Genomic DNA, 17,174 nt, shown 5'->3' with positions numbered 1-17,174 from the left:
AAAAGGAGATGTTTATGTGAAGAAAAATGGTTTTACTTTAATAGAAATGTTAGTCGTGATGCTCGTCATTACGGTTTTACTACTCATTACAATTCCAAATGTACTGAAGCATAACAACGCTATTAATTCTAAAGGGTGTGATGCTCTTATACAGACTGTTCAAGCACAAGTACAAGTGTACAAGATTGAAAACAATGATGTGACACCAACAATTGAACAATTAACCTCAGATAAATATTTAAAAGATGAGCCATCTTGTGCTGGAGGTAAAAAGATTGTCATTAGCACAGATGGGGAGGTTACGGTTGCAAAGTAGTTTGAAGTCGTATAAAAGGAACCAACGTGGCTTTACGTTAGTAGAAATGCTCATTGTATTAGGAGTTATTCAAGTTATGACGAGTATTAGTTTATTAGTTGTTCAACCATTAATTGAACAGTATCGTATTCAATTTTTTTTAAAGCAACTACAAACAGATTTGTTTTACATGCAACAAGTTGCAATGACTCAAACAGATCGAGCGACTTTTACATTTGATTCTACTACGTCTACTTATTATGCCGTTCAACGCAACGAAATTCTTTTTGAAAAGTCATATGATTCAAGTATTATCATTTCGAGTGTGAGTGGACCCAATCGTGTACGATATAACTCCCGGGGAAATATTTCGCAGGGAAAGACATTTTTTGTTCGTTCAGGTGATACATCTTATCGGTTAGTGTTCCAAATAGGAAGAGGACGATTTTATGTGGAGAAATTGTAAAGGCTATACCATGCTAGAAGTGGTTGTTGCTTTTGGTATTCTATTGTTTGTTGTTTATAGTACGCTTCCTTTGTATGTATCAATTGTACAAGAAAGGAAGAACCAAAAAATTCTTAATCAAGCAAACACTCTTTTACATGAAGAGTTGATGAAGTATAAGTATAGTAAATCGTATGAAGAAGGAGAAGAGTATGTTGTAAATAAGATAAGCTATCGTTTCCATTGGGAAAATCATGTACAGGGATTAAAGAAGGTTTGCGTTCAGTGGGTAGACTTATCAGATCGTGAGAAAACGAGGTGTGATTTTATTCGAAAATGATTAAGAAAAATGGCTTTACTTTAGTGGAAATGTTAATCAGTTTTGCTTATCTCCTACTCATCGTTTCGTTCATTCCTATCATTATGACGATTATAAAAGAAACGCACAATGAAACGCTAGCTTTAACGAACATCGAATGGGAAATCTTTGTTTCTCAACTAACGTTTGAGTACCGAGAAGCACAAGATGTACGTGTGGACCCTTCGACACTGACGTTTATAACATTTGATCATAAACAAGTGACTTATGAGAGGTATCAAGATAAAGTAAGAAGGCGTGTAAATAAGTTAGGGCACGAAGTATTGTTGCAAAAGATTGATCAAATAAAGTACAAACAAACAGATAATCTGTTACATGTTGAAGTCATCGATCAAAAACAAAATAAATATAGAAGTAAAATAAGTAAGTTTGATGAGTAAGTTGTATGTTATGATTAATAACCAAAGAGGCACAGCTTTGCCACTTGTGTTAGTCATTAGCTTACTATTAATCTTCCTCACTGTACACCAGCTTTCTTTATATGTGTCAGAAGCGAAGCTCTACAAAGAAGTGGAATCGTTTTATGAGGTAAACCACTTGTTAGAAAGTGGAGTAGTAGAAGCGATGTCTTTGATAAGAACGGCAGAGGAACCCCATCTTTTAACGAACATTCAATCTACTTATCCAAACGGTCAAATCATTTATACCTTTGCAAAAATGAGTGATGAGATTGGCTCCGTTGTCATTGAGTGCCAAACGTCATCAAATCGTTATTATAAAGGACAAGCTTACTTTCAATATGAGGATGGGAAGGTTATTCAATGGATCGAATATAGATAAGGAGTGATAAGCGTGAAAGCATTATATCTTGTAGGTTTTATGGGAGCCGGTAAGACAACGATTAGCGAAGAATTATCAACGAAACTCAACATTCCAGTTATTGATACCGATCATTATATTCAACAGAAGACCGGCAAATCGATCTCAGATATTTTTCAAGAAAGTGGAGAATTATCATTTCGTCAACTTGAAAAAGAGTGTTTAAAAGAGTTACCGACAAATGATGTTATTATCGCTACAGGAGGAGGAATGTTCATTCAAGAAGTAAATCGAACTTGGATGAATGATAAAGGAGTATCCATTTATTTGAAATGTAGATGGGAAGATTTATCACAAAGGATTGCCGGTGACACTTCTCGTCCTCTTGTTCAAAAAAATGAGCTTGAACAATTAAAAGCTTTATTTGAACAGCGTCGCTCTATGTATGAACAAGCAACTTATTGCATTGATACAACGGATAAATCCATTAGTGACATTTGTTTAGAAATTATCGGAGTGATTAAGTAATCAATACCCCGGTCATAATAAGACTGAGGAGTTGATGACAATAAAAACAAACGACTACGTTAAATTTGTCACACAACAGTTTGTGCGATATATGGATCAACCAAAAACGGAACGAAAAATGAAACGAATTCAACGAAAAGAAGAACGTACACCTTTCCCGAGTCGGTGGTTTGGGATGTTACCTCTAGCTTTTATGCTTTGGTATCGAAAAAAACGTTCTTAAAAAAAGGCATGTTCGATAAGGAGTTTTTAGCACTCGTCGAACATGCTTTTTTTATATTAAGCAAATTTTTGTGAAGCGGTTTGTTCAGATAAGTAAAAGAGTCCGCCATTCACAATCTTAATGATGATGGTGGGTTCATATTGCTCTTGTAATGCTTGTTTTTCTGTTTCGTAACTTTCAGGTACTTCTTCTGCCGTTTCATAAAAATGATCAAGTAATGCAAGATCATCATACCAGCGTTTTCTAGCTTCCTCAGCCCATTGGTGATCATCTTGTTTAATGGCACTTGCAAGGTAATCTTGTAAGCGACTGATACCACTTTTGGGTTTAATTAATGGTGAAAGTGTAAAGCAATAATCCGATATTTTAGGAGACATTGCTTGTTGTTCAAGCACGCCTTGAAAGTTTTCTACAATTTTTCCTGAAATAAGATGTAACCCTAATGACACTATGTAATCACGTTTTCGATCACATTTGTACGATATCTTTACGTTTAGGCCAAGCCAAGGGTGTAACGCTTTACTAGTAGAAGGAACTGACGGCAGGCTTTCATACAAATGAGTAAAACTACCAAACTTCTGAGTAGAAGCGAAAATTTGATGTAGTCGTGGTGAACCAAAATGAATGCGTTCGCCTTTTACATCTTTGTCTTCAAAGCTAGGGTCTGTAATAAAGGTTAAACAAGCTGGGCTAGGAGTGCCACCTGTCTTTTCAACATAATGCCAATAAAATGGGCGGTTCATCAGTTCTTTATCCATTTCAATTGTGAGCTGAAACGTTAAATAAGAGGGGTGTTCTTGAACAACCTCACAGTCATTTGTTTTAAAGTATTGTTTTAAAAAGTGATGAATATCAGTTTGCTGCATGTTGATCCTCACCTTCGTTCATTTGCTCTGCATATTCAATAATGGAAGTTAAGTTATCCATTTTAATTCGTATCTCTCCTTCACTGTTGGAGTGAAATAAGATGTCTTGGATATGCTCTTCGATATTGCCGAAATCAAGCTTTGTTAAGATTTCATCTAATTCGCCAATCACTCGCTCGAATAGATTAATTTTCTCGTAAAGCAATTTTAGGATATGTTCTTCGACCGTGTCTTTTACGGCAAGGTTATAAATGTGTACATCACTTTGTTGGCCGAGTCGATGAACGCGTCCAATTCGTTGTTCTAGTCTCATTGGATTCCACGGTAAATCATAATTAATAATATGGTGGCAAAATTGAAGGTTAATTCCTTCTCCACCTGCTTCTGTTGCAATAAAAACTTGTGCGTGATGTTCAAATAATTGCTTCATCCAATCTTTTTTTCCTCGCTTAAACCCACCTCTGAAAGGAACCGATGTGATACCATGTTGCTTGAGAAACCATTGTAGATAGAGCTGGGTAGCTCGATATTCTGTGAAAATGATTACTTTATCATTGATGTTTTGAATGAGTTCTAATACTTTCTCTGCTTTTGCATTTTGCTTCACTTGCTCAATTTTATTCATTAATGGATTAATCATTGTATTTGGTATCGAACTACCTTCTTCTTGACGCTCCATCATATTTTTTAGTGTCATGTATACCGCTTCTCGACTGCTACACGCTTCACGTTGTAGGGTTAAAATTGAAAACGCACTAGCTGAACCCATTCCGTGCTTTTTAAAAGATGTGATGGATTCATATAACTCTCTTTCTGCTGTTGAGAATTCAATTGGAACAGTTTGTACAACCCGTTTTGTCCACTCAATCCCCGTATCGCCTCGTCGGTTACGAATCATCACTTTACTAATAAGTTCACGTAACTTCTCATCGTTTTGTAATGTTCTCTTTTTCGCAGAAAAAATCTCTTCAAAAATGGCTTTATTCCCTAAGTGTCCAGGCTTTAATAAGGAAACCAAATTGAAAATTTCTTCAATTCGATTTTGAACAGGTGTCGCCGTAAGAAGTAAACAAAATTTCTTCTTTAGGTTTTGAACGAATTCATAGTTTTTGGTTTTATTGTTTTTCAGTTTGTGAGCTTCGTCAATAATAATAAGGTCGTAATCTTGTTCCAGAACAATATCCCGGTGTGGAGGCCGTTTTGCTGTATCAATTGATGACACAACCACATCGCATTGCTCCCACACATACGATTTCTTTTGAGCAACGGCAGGAATATAAAACTTTTGATTTAACTCTATCGTCCATTGTGAAACAAGAGAAGCAGGGACTAGAATTAATACTTTTTTCACTAGACCGCGAATCATGTATTCTTTTAGAACGAGGCCTGCTTCAATTGTTTTTCCAAGACCTACTTCATCAGCTAAAATGGCTTTTCCGTTCATGTTTTCCACGACTTGTTTTGCCACTTCTAACTGATGAGGAAGAGGAGTCAGATTTGGTAAATAATTAGGGCATTTAAGACCTTCAAACTCATCGATGACCGTTTGTTTTTCAATGTTGAAAGCTAATTTATAAAGATCCCAGTTAGACCAAGGCCCCTCTTCTTCAACGCGAGATAAAAATTGATTTGTCCACTCATAATCGAAGTTCATGGTTACTTTCATGATAAACGCACCCCTTTCAGAAAGTTTTTTATTGAACTAATGTAAAGATTCATGTAGGATGAAAATGTAATTTAGAAAATTTTAAATAAAGAGCATATTGCCACTTTGCGAAACTATTTGTTAATAATCGTAAAATCATTATTTTTATGTAGTATGCCCAAAAATAAAAACTTTATAGAAGCGGATGATGATAAGAGGAGAGACTACTTTAGTGTAGCGCCGAAGGAGCAAGCGAATATGTGAATCTCTCAGGCAAAAAGACTCTTGTTGGACGCATCTCTGGAGAGTGTCATCATGACCACCCACGAGGCAAACCTAACACAGTCAAAACAAACGTATGGGGAAACTTTCAGGTGAAAGGACAGAGACTTCCTAAATGTATTAGGGAGAACTCTGTCCTTTTTTTGATTAGTAAGTGGGGTAAAATCATTTAAACCGAATATAAGGGGGATTTATTTTCATGACTGACTTAAAACAAACACCGCTTTACGATACATACAAAGAATACGGAGCAAAGATTATTGACTTTGGTGGGTGGGCTTTGCCTGTTCAATTTTCTTCCATTAAAAAAGAACATGAAGCCGTTCGTACAAAAGCTGGGTTGTTTGATGTTTCTCATATGGGAGAAATTGAAGTGACAGGTTCAGATAGTCGGGCGTTTTTACAAAAGATGATGACTAATGACGTATCTGTGTTAAAAGACAATAAAGCACAATATACGGCGATGTGTTATGAAAATGGTGGAACCGTAGATGATCTACTCATTTATCAAAAGAGCGAGCAACACTATCTACTCGTGGTCAATGCAGCAAACATTGAAAAGGATTTTGATTGGTTAGTACAGCATGAGTTTGGCGATGTGACACTTAAAAATGTATCGGAAGAGATGGGTCAATTAGCATTGCAAGGACCTATTGCTGAAAAAGTGTTACAAACATTAACATCAGAAGATTTATCGAATATTAAATTTTTTAATTTTAAAGATCGCGTCGAACTAGCTGGTGTAGAGGTATTGGTCTCACGTACTGGCTATACAGGGGAAGATGGATTTGAACTTTATTGTGATGCAAACGATGCTGCGATGCTATGGAAGAAAATCTTAGAAGCTGGAGAAAGTGAAGGGATTATTCCTTGTGGACTGGGTGCTCGTGATACGTTACGCTTTGAGGCAACCTTAGCTCTGTACGGTCAAGAGTTATCAAAAGACATTACGCCAATCGAAGCTGGAATCGGCTTTGCTGTGAAGGTCAATAAAGATGATTTTATTGGTCAATCGATATTAAAGAAACAAAAAGAGGAAGGACCTAGTCGAAAGCTTGTTGGGATTGAAATGATTGAGAAAGGCATTCCTCGTCATGGATACGACGTTTATAGCGGGGACGAGCGAATTGGCTTTGTGACAACGGGAACACAATCGCCTACATTACAGAAAAACATTGGTTTAGCACTAGTGGATGCAAATTACGCAAGTATGGAAATGGAAGTTGAAGTTCAAGTTCGTCAAAAACGATTAAAAGCAAAAGTGGTATCAACGCCATTTTATAAGCGTTCTAAATAAAGAGTTAGCCTATCCAATAAGAATGATAAAAAATAGAGATGTTCACTTGAGAGAGGAGCAATGTAACATGATGCATCGTTATTTGCCAATGACAGAACAAGATAAAAAAGAAATGTTAGAAACGATTGGTGTCTCATCAGTTGATGAGCTGTTCCATGATATTCCAGAACGTGTTCGTTTTAAAGGAGAATATAAGATTAGAAAAGCAGCATCTGAATCACAGCTTATAAAAGAATTGACGACGTTAGCTGCTAAAAATGCAAACGTAAAAGAGTATGCTTCTTTTTTAGGTGCTGGTGTGTACGATCATTACATGCCAATCATTGTTGATCATGTTATTTCTCGTTCTGAATTTTACACCGCGTATACACCGTATCAGCCTGAAATTTCACAAGGGGAATTGCAAGCGATTTTTGAATTTCAAACGATGATTTGTGAATTAACAGGAATGGATGTCGCGAACTCTTCCATGTACGATGGTGGAACAGCGTTAGCAGAAGCAGCTATGTTAAGTGCTGGTCAAACCAAAAAGAAGAAAGTTTTAGTTTCTCAAACTGTGCATCCTGAGTCAAGAGACGTACTTAAAACGTACGCAAATGGTCAATACATTGAAGTGGTTGAAATTCCATCTGTAAACGGTGTAACAGATCTTGAAGCTTTAAAAGGTGAGATGAGTGGAGACGTTGCAGCGGTCATTGTTCAATATCCAAACTTCTTTGGACAAATTGAACCACTCAAAGACATTGAGCAAATTGCTCATCAAGAAAAAGGAATGTTTGTTGTTTCAAGTAACCCATTAGCTTTAGGTTTGCTTACGCCCCCAGGTCAATTAGGAGCAGACATTGTTGTAGGAGACGCACAACCATTTGGTATTCCCGCACAGTTCGGTGGTCCACATTGTGGATATTTTGCAACGACATCCAAGTTAATGCGCAAAATTCCAGGGCGTCTTGTTGGGCAAACCGTAGATGAAGAAGGTAAGAGAGGATTTGTTTTAACATTACAAGCACGTGAGCAACATATTCGTCGTGATAAAGCAACATCTAATATTTGTTCGAACCAGGCGCTTAATGCGCTAGCTGCCTCTGTAGCGATGACTGCACTTGGGAAAAAAGGTGTAAAAGAGATCGCGGTACAAAATATTACAAAAGCTCACTACGCATTTAACGCTTTAAAAGATGCTGGATGCAAAGTAACGTTTGAGGGGCCTTTCTTTAATGAGTTAGTGGTTGAGCTTCCGTTATCGGTGAAAGAAGTAAATGAACGCCTTTTAGATAGAGGAATCATTGGTGGTTATGACCTTGGTCGTGATTATCTAGGACTTCAACATCATATGTTACTTGCGATAACAGAACTTCGTACAAAAGAAGAAATTGATCAACTTGTAAAGGAATTGGGGGATCTTCATGAATAATCACAATCAATCACTTATTTTTGAGCTAAGTAAAGAAGGTCGTGTTGGTTATTCGTTGCCGGATTTAGATGTACCTGAAGTGGTAGTAGACGAGATTTTGCCAGCTGATTATATTCGTCAAGAAGAACCAAATCTACCAGAAGTGTCAGAGCTTGATATTATGCGTCATTACACTGCATTGTCTAAACGTAATCACGGTGTGGATTCAGGTTTTTATCCGCTAGGCTCTTGTACGATGAAATATAATCCGAAAATTAATGAATATACAGCGCGCATTCCAGGTTTTGCACATGTTCATCCATTACAAGAGGAAACTACAGTCCAAGGTTCAATGGAACTAATGTATGATTTACAAGAGCATTTAAAAGAAGTTACAGGCATGGATGAAGTGACGCTACAACCTGCTGCAGGAGCTCATGGTGAGTGGACTGGATTAATGATGATTCGTGCATACCATGAAGCAAACGGTGATGTGGCACGTACAAAAGTAATTGTGCCTGATTCAGCACATGGAACAAATCCAGCTTCTGCAACAGTAGCAGGCTTTGAAACGGTAACGGTTAAGTCAAATGAAGATGGATTGGTTGACTTAGATGATTTACGTCGTGTTGTAGGTGAAGACACAGCGGCACTTATGCTAACAAATCCAAATACACTTGGATTATTTGAAGAAAATATTTTAGAGATGGCTCAAATCGTCCATGAAGCAGGTGGAAAGCTTTATTATGATGGAGCAAACTTAAATGCAGTATTAAGTAAAGCACGACCAGGTGATATGGGGTTTGATGTGGTTCATTTAAATCTTCATAAAACATTTACAGGTCCTCACGGTGGAGGAGGCCCTGGTTCAGGTCCAGTTGGGGTGAAAGAGGACCTAATTCCATACTTACCTAAACCTATATTAGTGAAAACAGAAGATGGTTATCATTTTGACTATAATCGTCCTAAATCGATTGGTCGAGTCAAACCTTTTTATGGTAACTTTGGGATTAATGTTCGTGCTTATACGTATATCCGTTCCATGGGGCCAGATGGATTGAAGGCCGTAACCGAACATGCCGTGTTAAACGCTAATTATATGATGCGTCGATTAGCAGAATATTACGATTTACCATTTGATCGTCATTGTAAACATGAATTCGTGTTATCAGGAAAGCGTCAAAAGAAACTAGGTGTACGTACGTTAGATATTGCAAAACGCTTGTTAGACTTTGGTTATCATCCACCAACGATTTACTTCCCACTTATTGTGGAAGAATGTATGATGATTGAACCAACTGAAACGGAGTCTAAAGAAACATTAGATGCGTTCATTGATGCAATGATTCAAATCGCAAAAGAAGTAGAAGAAAATCCAGAGGTTGTCCAAGAAGCACCTCATACAACAGTGGTCAAGCGCCTTGATGAAACATTGGCTGCACGTAAGCCAGTTCTTCGTTATCAGCAAGCATAAAGAAAGGGAGAGTGACTGTCACTCTCCCTTTTGTCTTTTAATAAGCTTTTTGTTTTGTTTTAATCTTGCCATTCCAGTTTTTAAATCCACCTTTTAATTGATAGATCTCTTTTATGCCTTGACGTTTTAGCATTTGAGCCGCACGGCCTGCGCGAATACCATTTTGACAGTACAAATAAACTGGTTGGTCTTTGCGGAACTCTTTAATACGCATGCGCATTTGAGAAACAGGAATGTTACGAGCTCCTAAAATATGGCCGCCTTCATATTCATTCGGTTCACGAATGTCTACTAGTTGTGCTTTGCGGTAGCCTGCGCGAAACTCCTCTTCGGTTAATGTTTTCATGATGCTACGTTGGTAGAAGAACATGATTACCGAGTATACGACAATCGCTCCTACAGCAATAAGGATAAATGTCATGCTGAATCGTTCCTTTCTTCGACTAAATACATACGACTATTATATAAGATATACTGCTTGTCGTAAATCATTTGAGGGAGTGTTCTTTCAGGTTGGTAAATTTTCTAAGTCATACCTCTTTGCTTTTCCTTGGCTCAATATTTTGATAGACTAAAAAGCAGATTTTATTTTAGGTTGATTGGCACATGTAGAACGTGCTTATTACATAGTTGAGGATGAGAGAAATGAAAGACACTTGGAGATTTATTGATTCACAAAATCGTTCCCCGTACTATAACATGGCATTAGACGAAGCTCTTCTAGATTGGCATAGTCAAGGAGAAATTCCACCAACTATTCGTTTTTATGGATGGAATCCGCCAACTTTATCAATTGGTTATTTTCAAAAAGCAGAAAAAGAAATTGATTTAGACAAAGTAAAAGAACTTGGTTTAGGGTTCGTACGCCGTCCTACAGGAGGACGTGGAGTACTTCATGAACATGAACTAACATACAGTGTCATTGTGTCTGAGTCCCATCCAGACATGCCTCATACGGTAACAGAAGCTTACCGTGTGATTTCAGAAGGTTTATTAGAAGGTTTTCGCAAACTAGGACTAGAAGCATATTTTGCAATTCCTCGCACAGAGGAAGAAAAAAGTAGTTTGAAAAATCCTCGTTCATCTGTTTGTTTTGATGCACCTTCATGGTATGAGCTCGTTGTTGAAGGAAGAAAAGTAGCAGGAAGTGCTCAAACGAGACAAAAAGGTGTTATTTTACAGCATGGTTCAATTTTACTTGATCTTGATGAAGATAAGTTGTTTAGTGTATTTAAATACTCAAGTGATCGCTTAAAAGAACGTATGCAACGAGCGTTTCGTGAAAAAGCGGTGGCGATTAACGCAATTGCTAATCGAACAATTGGTCTAGATGAAGCAAAAGAAGCATTTAGAGAAGGATTTGCTAAAGCACTAGATATTGATTTACAGCCATATGAATTATCTGAGGAAGAAGAAGCGTATGTACAGCAATTAGCAGATGAAAAATATGCTTCTGATGATTGGAACTTTAGAAGGTAAGAAAAGCGTTATGTGACATGAACAGTAGAATTTTTTTAAAACAAATCTTTTTGAGCAGTTGGTCTTTTTACATATCAAGATATAGTGTCTACTTTTTACAAGTTTAGCCTAAATCTTGAAATAATAAGAGACTAGCTGTTTTCTTTTGAGACTGAATTTTGGCGGAAGTGATACAAAAAAGTTGATTCGAAAGGAAGAGGCAGAATTAAATAAAAGTCAATGCATTTATTTTTTTAAATTTAAATTTTTCTCTTGACAATACCTATATATAGGTATTTTTAAATGTTTGGACACTACATGTTGATTTAGATTGTGACGTGTGATAAGTTATGTTTATCTGACTAACAAGATATTTTCTAAAATGTGGAAAAATGATAGCTGTTTTGTCAAGAAAAGCTTATGTGATAAGGGAGTTGTAAGAATGACTGTTGCGCTAAATGAAAAAGTAAATATCAACGTCGAAAAGTTGAATGAAGATATTCGCCTTTTCCCTCAAGTTCATCCAATTACACCGGATATGAAAACAACTCATAAAGGTGTTTCGAAACTTGTTATGCTAGATCGTTATTCGTTTAAGGATACCGAGAAGCTGACATTGTCTGAAGGTGACTTTGTCGTCTTGACCGTAAAAGAAGATCCGAAATTCCCTGCTAGAGGTCTAGGTTACATTCAACATATAGATTTAGAAAAGAAAGTGGCATCGGTAAAAGTAGAGGAAGAGTTTCGTGGAGTATTAACAGAAAAAGAAGCGGAAACAGGAATCATCACTCGTTCTTTAGATGTGATTGAAAAACCTCTTGAGGTTTACTATGAACAGATTGCTAAGCGTAATGCGACAGGGCTTGCATCTGTAGAAACAACAGAGGAAAAGCGTCAAGAGTGGTTTGAAAAGTTTTATAAAGAGCTTGTGGAAATGAATTTTGTACCAGCTGGTCGTGTACTGTATGGAGCTGGAGCAAATACGGATGTAACATACTTTAACTGTTATGTGATGCCTTATGTAAAAGATTCAAGAGAAGGTATTTCTGAGCACCGTAAACAAGTAATGGAGATTATGAGCCGCGGTGGTGGAGTTGGAACAAACGGCTCAACCCTTCGTCCACGTAACACATTAGCACGGGGTGTGAACGGAAAATCGTCTGGTTCCGTTTCATGGTTAGACGATATTGCAAAATTAACGCACTTAGTGGAGCAAGGTGGTTCACGTCGTGGTGCACAAATGATTATGCTAAGCGATTGGCATCCTGACATCATTGAATTCATTATTTCAAAAATGCAAAACCCAAGAATTTTACGTTTCCTAATCGAAAACACGAATGATGAAACAATCAAACGGTATGCAAACGATAAATTAAAATTCACGCCGCTAACTGAGCAAGAAGAAGCGATGTATCAAGGGATTGTCAATTACAAACAAATTCCTGGATTAGGCGGATTTAACGAAAAAATTATCAAAGATGCGGAAGAAAAGCTACGTATAGGCGGAACATATAGTGTTCATAACTCCGAATTCTTAACAGGAGCGAATATCTCGGTTTGTTTAACAAAAGAATTTATGGATGCTGTTGAGAAAGATGAAGAATATGCACTGAGATTCCCAGACGTAGAAAGTTACTCTGCAGAAGAAATGGCAAAATACAACGAAAAATGGCATGAAATTGGTGATGTACGTGAATGGGAAAACCTTGGTTACAAAGTACGTATGTACCGTAAAATTCGTGCAAAAGAACTTTGGAACTTAATTAACATTTGTGCAACATATTCAGCAGAGCCAGGTATTTTCTTCTTTGATAACGCAAATGACATGACAAACGCGCAAGCTTACGGTCAGCGTGTTGTTGCAACGAATCCGTGTGGTGAGCAACCACTTGCGCCATTTTCTGTCTGTAATTTAGCTGCGGTTAATTTAGCGAAGATGGCAGATAAAGAAACGAAAACAGTTAACTTTGAGAAATTAAAAGCAACAGTTGAAACAGGTGTACGTATGCAAGATAACGTAATTGATGCGACACCATATTTCTTAGAAGAAAATAAGAAGCAAGCATTAGGTGAACGCCGTGTTGGATTAGGTGTAATGGGCTTACATGACCTGCTTATTTATTGTGAAACCGAGTACGGTTCTGAAGAAGGAAATACGTTGATTGATCAAGTATTCGAAGTCATTGCGACTACAGCTTACCGCGCATCTGTGAAACTTGGAAAAGAAAAAGGTAGCTTCCCGTTCTTAATTGGAGACACAGAGGAAGAAACAGCACGTTTACGTGAAGCCTTTACAAATACAGGCTATATGAAAAAGATGCCAGAAGATATTCGTGAAGATATTAAAGCGCATGGTATTCGTAACTCTCACTTATTAACAGTTGCGCCAACAGGTTCGACAGGTACAATGGTTGGGGTATCAACTGGACTAGAACCATACTTCTCGTTCTCTTATTTCAGAAGTGGTCGTCTTGGAAAGTTCATCGAAGTAAAAGCTGATATTGTACGTGAATATTTAGAGGAAAATCCAGATGCAGATCCAGATCATTTACCAAATTGGTTTATCTCTGCTATGGACTTAGCACCAGAAGCACATGCTGACGCACAGTGTGTGATTCAACGTTGGATTGATAGCTCGATTAGTAAAACAGTAAATGCTCCGCGTGGCTATACAGTTGAGCAAGTTCAAAAAGTATACGAGCGTCTTTATAACGGCGGTGCTAAAGGTGGAACGGTTTACGTAGACGGAAGCCGTGATGCGCAAGTTTTAACGTTAAAAGCCGAAGAAAACACATTTGACGAAGAAGCTGAGGAAGTAAAACCAAAAATAGAGTCAAGAAAAGCACATGTGGTCCTTGTTGACACGATTAGCGATGTGCGTTCCACAGACGTTACAATTGGATCAGAAGTTGGAAACACGTGTCCAGTTTGTCGTCAAGGGAAAGTAAAAGAAATTGGTGGTTGTAATACGTGTACAAACTGTGGCGCACAGTTAAAATGCGGCCTTTAATCATATAAGAAAGAGCATGAATAGTTGTATTCATGTTCTTTTTTGCTTATACTAAGTAAGCGCACTTAACAGCTTGCTTGTCAATTGTTAGGATGTATAGTAGAATTTTAATGATTGTCTTTTGTAAAAGAAATACATAAATTATTGGGGGAGATGTCATGCCTACGCCAAGTATGGAAGATTACATTGAACAAATATACATGCTCATAGAAGATAAAGGATATGCACGTGTATCCGATATCGCTGAAGCATTGGCAGTTCATCCCTCGTCCGTAACGAAGATGGTGCAGAAACTAGACAAAGATGAATATTTAATTTATGAAAAATATAGGGGTCTTGTTTTAACAGCGAAAGGGAAAAAAGTAGGTAAGCGCCTTGTATATCGACATGAATTGTTAGAACAACTTTTGCGTATAATTGGTGTGGATGAAAGTAACATCTACGAAGATGTGGAAGGTATTGAGCATCATTTAAGTTGGAACGCAATTGATCGAGTCGGTGACTTGGTTCAATTTTTTGAAGAAGATGAAAAGCGCATTGAAGCGTTACGTGCAGTTCAAAAACGTAATGAAGAAGAGCAGACGACATAACAGAGCAGGCGATTACCGCCTGTTTTTTGTTTTGTTCTATCATAAATTAATACATGACAGACTAAAGATGTAAAAGGGGATGGGAGAATTAGGAGGGAACACATGTGTATATAGACGGTGTGTTTTCTGGTGGTGGGATAAAAGGATTTGCATTAATTGGTGCACTTCAAGCAATTGAGGAGAGAGGCCTTGTTTTTCGAAGGCTTGCTGGAACAAGTGCAGGTGCTATTATTTCGTCTTTTATTACAGCTGGATATACGAGTAACGATATAGTGGATATGATGAATGAAATGGATTTGAAGATGTTTCTTGATACCCGAACAAAATTTTTACCTTCTGCGTTAACAAAATGGCTCTTCCTTTATTGGAAGTTAGGACTATACAGAGGTGAAAGGTTAGAGAAGTGGGTGAAAGAGAAATTAGAAGCACGAGGAGTTCGGACATTTGGCGATTTGCCACCTCATTCGTTACGAATTGTTGCTTCGGATTTAACGAATGGAAGAATGGTGGTTATACCTGATGATCTGCTTCGATATGGCATTTCTCCAGAAACATTTTCAGTCGCTAAAGCAGTAAGAATGAGTTGTAGTATTCCATACTTTTTTGAACCGGTAAAGTTAAAGTCGAAAGATAAAACGAACCTAATTGTAGATGGGGGCGTGTTGAGTAACTTTCCTATTTGGTTGTTTGATGATGATAAACGTCCTAAAGTCCGGCCAGTTCTTGGTGTAAAGTTAAGTTCAAAAGATGAAGAAAGGGAAATTAATCATATAAAAAATGCAATTGAGCTGTTTGGTGCGTTGTTTGATACGATGAAAGATGCTCATGATGCTCGTTATATTTCAAGAAGACACGAACGAAACATTATCTTCATCCCTACTGATCACGTATTAGCAACAGAGTTTACGTTAACGGATGAAAGGAAAAAGGAACTTTTAGAATTAGGCAAAAACAGAGGAAGAGAGTTTCTAATGAAGTGGAGCTATTAAAAAGCAGAATGAGTAAAATAGCAAGAAAAAGCTCCATCAAGCCATCCTGTTCTGAGTATGAGGATTGGGTGATGGAGCTTTTTTTAGAAGAAGGCTCTATTTTTCTTCTTTCCTTTTTTTCCTTCAATCACAGTTAAATGAGAGTTGCTTTTTTTCTTTTTAGGTGCAGTAGATTTTGATGACAATTTTGTCGTTGGTTGTTTGGTTCTTTTATTCACTGTGCTATATGGCTTCGCTTCAGCTCTTGGTTGTCCGCGCTCTTTAAGACGACGCTTAGACTGTTTAACAGCTCGAAGGTATTCTTTGTCTTGACCCTTTGTTTGTGAAGGACGTAAGACAAAACGGTATAACAAGTAAAACAAAATGAAGAATAGAAATACATAACCAGCTTGACGCAATAAACTAGATGGATTGGTAAAAAGAGTATAAATAAAACCAAAAGCACCTAGCCCAAACAACACATATAAAAGTGGTTTGATGAACGAACGTCTCATTTTGTTCACCTCCTAAATTGTTAACAATCCTTATACTTACACAACTTTATCTTCAGTCGTTGGAGAACTCGCTTCTTCAACTTTTAACAATTCTTTAAATGAAGCGATCGCTACTTCTACTTGCTTGTCATCAGGTTCTTTTGTAGTCAGTAATTGTAACCATAGCCCAGGGTATCCTAAGAAACGTAGAACAGGGATATCGCGTACTTTATTTGTTAGTTGTAATACTTCAAAAGAAATACCGATTACAACTGGGATGAGTGCTAGACGATTTACAACTCTGACCCAAAGAGGATCTGTCGGTACTAACAAGTAAACAAATACACCGACAAGGACCGTAAAGATAATAAAGCTACTTCCACAACGATAATGTAAACGAGAATGAGATTGAACAGAATGAACAGTTAGTTCTGCATTATTTTCATAAGCGTTAATTACTTTATGTTCAGCACCATGATATTGGAACACTCGTTTAATAAGTGGTGTTTGGGAAATGACATAGATGTAAATAAGCAATAACAAAAGCTTAAATATGCCTTCAATTAAGACCTGAGCAAGATTGGAAGAAAAAACAGGTCTTGTTAACTCAGCTAAAAACACCGGAATGAGTGTAAACAGTACTTTTCCAAATAGGAATGATAAAACGCCGATTGTCGCTACACCTAAAATGAGTGTAAGTTTTGATTCTTTCTTTTCTTCTTCAATTTGACTATCTTCATCTGGATGTAAATCATATCGCTCAGATGAAAAATTTAAATGTTTGGTTCCGTTCATACTTGCTTCCGTAATTGCTGCAATTCCACGCAAGAATGGAATCTTTTTCAAAGCTGTTAAAAATTTATTAGACTTTCGAGGTGAATGAAAGAATTCAATTGAATCATCTTTTCTTCGAATGGCGGTAACAGCTTGCGTTTTTCCACCAAACATAACACCTTCCATAACTGCTTGCCCACCGTATGCAGGCTTTTTCAATTCAGACATGTCAAACACCAACCTAACTCATACTAGTTACCCTTATTATTCTATATTCTACAGTAATTTCAAATA

19 protein-coding genes and 2 riboswitches are annotated in these 17,174 nt (G+C 37.3%); of the genes, 14 read left to right on the top strand and 5 right to left on the bottom strand.

Annotation, left to right across the window (positions count from 1 at the left end):
- The first annotated feature begins 16 nt into the window (after positions 1–16).
- From comGC to DIS06_RS00555, 7 genes are read left to right on the top strand one after another with little or no spacing between them, the layout of a single operon-like run.
- Positions 17–316 (top strand): competence type IV pilus major pilin ComGC, encoded by a 300-nt coding sequence (gene comGC, locus DIS06_RS00585; protein WP_204166727.1) that lies wholly within the window; start codon positions 17–19, stop codon positions 314–316.
- A complete protein-coding gene (gene comGD / locus DIS06_RS00580) occupies positions 306–761 on the top strand; it encodes a competence type IV pilus minor pilin ComGD (RefSeq protein WP_162595822.1) in 456 nt (151 codons plus the stop codon). The genes comGC and comGD overlap by 11 nt, the downstream gene beginning before the upstream one ends.
- Positions 745–1,080 (top strand): competence type IV pilus minor pilin ComGE, encoded by a 336-nt coding sequence (gene comGE / locus DIS06_RS00575; protein ID WP_110111306.1) that lies wholly within the window; start codon positions 745–747, stop codon positions 1,078–1,080. Before comGD ends, comGE begins: the two co-directional genes overlap by 17 nt.
- Positions 1,077–1,499 (top strand): competence type IV pilus minor pilin ComGF, encoded by a 423-nt coding sequence (comGF, locus tag DIS06_RS00570; RefSeq protein WP_110111305.1) that lies wholly within the window; start codon positions 1,077–1,079, stop codon positions 1,497–1,499. The genes comGE and comGF overlap by 4 nt, the downstream gene beginning before the upstream one ends.
- Positions 1,492–1,899 (top strand): competence type IV pilus minor pilin ComGG, encoded by a 408-nt coding sequence (gene comGG / locus DIS06_RS00565; RefSeq protein WP_110111304.1) that lies wholly within the window; start codon positions 1,492–1,494, stop codon positions 1,897–1,899. Before comGF ends, comGG begins: the two co-directional genes overlap by 8 nt.
- Positions 1,900–1,911: 12 nt before the next feature.
- Positions 1,912–2,406 carry a shikimate kinase gene (locus tag DIS06_RS00560; protein ID WP_110111303.1) on the top strand — a complete coding sequence of 165 codons (495 nt, stop codon included), beginning with the start codon at positions 1,912–1,914 and terminating at the stop codon, positions 2,404–2,406.
- 40 nt (positions 2,407–2,446) lie between these two features.
- Positions 2,447–2,629, top strand: coding sequence for a YqzE family protein (locus tag DIS06_RS00555; protein ID WP_110111558.1), 183 nt, complete (start codon positions 2,447–2,449; stop codon positions 2,627–2,629).
- 56 nt (positions 2,630–2,685) lie between these two features.
- Here the strand turns inward: DIS06_RS00555 and DIS06_RS00550 are convergent, their stop codons facing one another.
- Together DIS06_RS00550 and DIS06_RS00545 are read right to left on the bottom strand one after the other, a co-directional pair.
- Positions 2,686–3,495, bottom strand: a complete 810-nt coding sequence (locus tag DIS06_RS00550) for a YqhG family protein (protein WP_110111302.1) — start codon at positions 3,493–3,495, stop codon at positions 2,686–2,688.
- Complete coding sequence (locus DIS06_RS00545) at positions 3,482–5,161, bottom strand: DEAD/DEAH box helicase (RefSeq protein ID WP_110111301.1); 1,680 nt, start codon at positions 5,159–5,161, stop codon at positions 3,482–3,484. The genes DIS06_RS00550 and DIS06_RS00545 overlap by 14 nt, the downstream gene beginning before the upstream one ends.
- Before the next feature lie 184 nt (positions 5,162–5,345).
- A riboswitch (glycine riboswitch) is annotated at positions 5,346–5,435 on the top strand.
- A gap of 2 nt (positions 5,436–5,437) precedes the next feature.
- A riboswitch (glycine riboswitch) is annotated at positions 5,438–5,529 on the top strand.
- Between the two features lie 92 nt (positions 5,530–5,621).
- On the opposite strand from DIS06_RS00545, the gene gcvT reads away from it, so the two are divergent.
- From gcvT to gcvPB, 3 genes are all read left to right on the top strand, one after another.
- Entirely contained in the window at positions 5,622–6,719 is a 1,098-nt protein-coding gene (gene gcvT / locus DIS06_RS00540; RefSeq protein WP_110111300.1) for a glycine cleavage system aminomethyltransferase GcvT, read from the top strand.
- Between the two features lie 67 nt (positions 6,720–6,786).
- Complete coding sequence (gene gcvPA / locus DIS06_RS00535; protein WP_110111299.1) at positions 6,787–8,133, top strand: aminomethyl-transferring glycine dehydrogenase subunit GcvPA; 1,347 nt, start codon at positions 6,787–6,789, stop codon at positions 8,131–8,133.
- Positions 8,126–9,586, top strand: coding sequence for an aminomethyl-transferring glycine dehydrogenase subunit GcvPB (gcvPB, locus tag DIS06_RS00530; protein WP_110111298.1), 1,461 nt, complete (start codon positions 8,126–8,128; stop codon positions 9,584–9,586). Before gcvPA ends, gcvPB begins: the two co-directional genes overlap by 8 nt.
- A 37-nt stretch (positions 9,587–9,623) precedes the next feature.
- On the opposite strand, the gene DIS06_RS00525 is transcribed toward gcvPB, so the two are convergent.
- The gene (locus DIS06_RS00525; protein ID WP_110111297.1) at positions 9,624–10,007 is read right to left on the bottom strand and encodes a rhodanese-like domain-containing protein; all 384 of its coding nucleotides are present in this window, start codon (positions 10,005–10,007) and stop codon (positions 9,624–9,626) included.
- A 224-nt stretch (positions 10,008–10,231) separates the two neighbouring features.
- Here DIS06_RS00525 and DIS06_RS00520 point away from each other — a divergent pair, with 224 nt between their 5' ends.
- The 4 genes from DIS06_RS00520 (at position 10,232) to DIS06_RS00505 (ending at position 15,633) form a co-directional block, all read left to right on the top strand.
- Positions 10,232–11,065: a lipoate--protein ligase family protein gene (locus DIS06_RS00520; RefSeq protein WP_110111296.1), complete on the top strand. Its 834-nt coding sequence runs from the start codon at positions 10,232–10,234 to the stop codon at positions 11,063–11,065.
- Between the two features lie 421 nt (positions 11,066–11,486).
- Positions 11,487–14,054, top strand: a complete 2,568-nt coding sequence (locus DIS06_RS00515; protein ID WP_110111295.1) for a vitamin B12-dependent ribonucleotide reductase — start codon at positions 11,487–11,489, stop codon at positions 14,052–14,054.
- Between the two features lie 158 nt (positions 14,055–14,212).
- Complete coding sequence (mntR, locus tag DIS06_RS00510; protein ID WP_110111294.1) at positions 14,213–14,644, top strand: transcriptional regulator MntR; 432 nt, start codon at positions 14,213–14,215, stop codon at positions 14,642–14,644.
- A gap of 104 nt (positions 14,645–14,748) precedes the next feature.
- A complete protein-coding gene (locus DIS06_RS00505) occupies positions 14,749–15,633 on the top strand; it encodes a patatin-like phospholipase family protein (protein ID WP_110111293.1) in 885 nt (294 codons plus the stop codon).
- An 83-nt stretch (positions 15,634–15,716) separates the two neighbouring features.
- Here the strand turns inward: DIS06_RS00505 and DIS06_RS00500 are convergent, their stop codons facing one another.
- On the bottom strand, positions 15,717–16,127 hold the full coding sequence (locus DIS06_RS00500; RefSeq protein WP_110111292.1) for an SA1362 family protein: 411 nt from the start codon (positions 16,125–16,127) through the stop codon (positions 15,717–15,719).
- A 36-nt stretch (positions 16,128–16,163) separates the two neighbouring features.
- Positions 16,164–17,108 carry a DUF1385 domain-containing protein gene (locus DIS06_RS00495; protein ID WP_110111291.1) on the bottom strand — a complete coding sequence of 315 codons (945 nt, stop codon included), beginning with the start codon at positions 17,106–17,108 and terminating at the stop codon, positions 16,164–16,166.
- Positions 17,109–17,174: the final 66 nt, after the last annotated feature.

It is taken from the genome of Bacillus sp. CGMCC 1.16541 (assembly GCF_003184905.1).
In the GTDB taxonomy this organism is placed as follows: domain Bacteria; phylum Bacillota; class Bacilli; order Bacillales; family Bacillaceae_H; genus Priestia.
The sequence above is the reverse complement of the archived record's forward strand: the minus strand, read 5'-3'. Positions and strand labels throughout refer to the sequence as shown.

Coding starts and splice junctions, on each gene's coding strand:
- DIS06_RS00515 (WP_110111295.1), top strand. CDS start 11,487: ATGACTGTTGCGCTAAATGAAAAAGTAAATATCAACGTCGAAAAGTTG.
- DIS06_RS00525 (WP_110111297.1), bottom strand. CDS start 10,007: ATGACATTTATCCTTATTGCTGTAGGAGCGATTGTCGTATACTCGGTA.
- comGF (WP_110111305.1), top strand. CDS start 1,077: ATGATTAAGAAAAATGGCTTTACTTTAGTGGAAATGTTAATCAGTTTT.
- mntR (WP_110111294.1), top strand. CDS start 14,213: ATGCCTACGCCAAGTATGGAAGATTACATTGAACAAATATACATGCTC.
- DIS06_RS00520 (WP_110111296.1), top strand. CDS start 10,232: ATGAAAGACACTTGGAGATTTATTGATTCACAAAATCGTTCCCCGTAC.
- DIS06_RS00550 (WP_110111302.1), bottom strand. CDS start 3,495: ATGCAGCAAACTGATATTCATCACTTTTTAAAACAATACTTTAAAACA.
- gcvPB (WP_110111298.1), top strand. CDS start 8,126: ATGAATAATCACAATCAATCACTTATTTTTGAGCTAAGTAAAGAAGGT.
- DIS06_RS00495 (WP_110111291.1), bottom strand. CDS start 17,108: ATGTCTGAATTGAAAAAGCCTGCATACGGTGGGCAAGCAGTTATGGAA.
- DIS06_RS00545 (WP_110111301.1), bottom strand. CDS start 5,161: ATGAAAGTAACCATGAACTTCGATTATGAGTGGACAAATCAATTTTTA.
- gcvPA (WP_110111299.1), top strand. CDS start 6,787: ATGATGCATCGTTATTTGCCAATGACAGAACAAGATAAAAAAGAAATG.
- DIS06_RS00500 (WP_110111292.1), bottom strand. CDS start 16,127: ATGAGACGTTCGTTCATCAAACCACTTTTATATGTGTTGTTTGGGCTA.
- comGG (WP_110111304.1), top strand. CDS start 1,492: ATGAGTAAGTTGTATGTTATGATTAATAACCAAAGAGGCACAGCTTTG.
- gcvT (WP_110111300.1), top strand. CDS start 5,622: ATGACTGACTTAAAACAAACACCGCTTTACGATACATACAAAGAATAC.
- comGE (WP_110111306.1), top strand. CDS start 745: ATGTGGAGAAATTGTAAAGGCTATACCATGCTAGAAGTGGTTGTTGCT.